Here is a 1447-nt window from a genome sequence, read left to right as displayed (position 1 = left end):
GACCACGCCACGCGAAGGCCCTTCACGTCGCCCTTCGAGGCTTCGACGTACGAGGTCTCGGCACGCTCGATCGAGAGCGGGTCCGCATTGTCCGGCCCGGCCATGATGTCGAGCATCAGCGCGTTGTCGGCAACAGTCCGGGTGATCGGACCGTGATACGCCCAGTTGTAGAAGCGCCCGGCCAGGATGGTCTGCGGGATGACGCCGGTGGTCGGCTTCAACCCGACGACCCCGCAGAGCGCCGACGGGATACGCACCGATCCCGCGCCGTCACTGCCCTCGGCGAGTGGCCCGAGGCCTGCAGCCACGGCAGCCGACGCACCGCCACTGGACCCGCCCGCGCTGTTGCCGAGCTTCCACGGGTTGTGCGTCGGCCCGTACAGGTGGTTGTCCGTGCCACCGTAGTAACCACTTTCGGGAGTGTTCGTCTTTCCCAGGAACAGTCCGCCGGCGCCTCGCAGCCTGTCCACGACGACGGCATTTCCCGTCGCGATGTTGTCGGCCATCGGCTTCATCCCGAACGTGGTCGGCAGCCCGTCGACTGCCGTCAGATCTTTGATCGTGAACGGAACGCCGTGCAGCGGGCCGAGCTTCTCGCCCGCTTCCTGTTGCCGTGAGAGTTCGGCCGCATCGCGCGTCACCTGCTCGCGATCGAACTGCACTATCGCGTTGATCGACGGATTGACGGCGTCGACGCGCTGGATCATCGCTTCGGCAATCTCGTTGGGCGAGAGATTGTTCGACGCGACCGACGCCGCCATCTCGGTAGCGGAGAGCCAATGCAGATTCTGTTCGGTCATGGGGTTTCCTTCGCCGGAGGGGTGATGCTCTCAGGCTAGGAAGCACCGAACTCAGCCACCATCGGTCATGTGACTGATGCCACAATCCGCGACTGGCAAAAAACCAGCGGCCCGGCCCCTAAAAAGGGACCGGGCCGTCGGTGAAGGAATTCCTAGACGTTCTTGCTGAGCAGGCCCCAGTTCTCGAGACCGTCGTACAGCGGAAGGTCGAGAGCGAGCTTGGCGACGCGCGCACGCAGCGCCGGCAGATCCGCGTTGCCGGCCAGAGCGGTACCGATGATGTCGGCGACCTCGGTGAACTCGGCATCGCCGAATCCGCGAGTGGCCAACGCTGCGGTACCGATACGCAGACCGGAGGTGGTCATCGGCGGGCGGGGATCGAACGGAACAGCGTTGCGGTTGACCGTGATGCCGATTTCGTGCAGAAGGTCCTCACCCTGCTGGCCGTCGAGCTGCGAGTTACGCAGGTCCACGAGCACGAGGTGGACGTCAGTGCCGCCGGTCAGGACGCTGATGCCCTGGTCTGCGACGTCCTTGTTGCCCAGACGCTCGGCAAGGATGCGCGCACCGGAAAGGGTGCGTGCCTGACGATCCTTGAACTCTTCACCGGCAGCGATCTTGAAGGTGACTGCCTTGGCCGCGATGGC

Annotated in this window: 1 protein-coding gene and 1 pseudogene; both read right to left on the bottom strand. The window is 64.9% G+C overall.

The features are described from left to right. A partial coding sequence (locus A2J01_RS14090) for an amidase (protein ID WP_197494222.1) occupies positions 1-800 on the bottom strand: 800 nt, incomplete at its 3' end. A gap of 152 nt (positions 801-952) precedes the next feature. Beyond that, positions 953-1447, bottom strand: a pseudogene (locus A2J01_RS14085) (serine hydroxymethyltransferase); the annotation flags it as partial.

The sequence above is a fragment of the Rhodococcus sp. EPR-134 genome (assembly GCF_001647205.1).
GTDB classification, from domain to species: Bacteria; Actinomycetota; Actinomycetes; order Mycobacteriales; family Mycobacteriaceae; genus Rhodococcus_F; species Rhodococcus_F qingshengii.
Note: the sequence above shows the minus strand (reverse complement) of the source record. Positions and strands in the feature narration are given on the sequence as shown.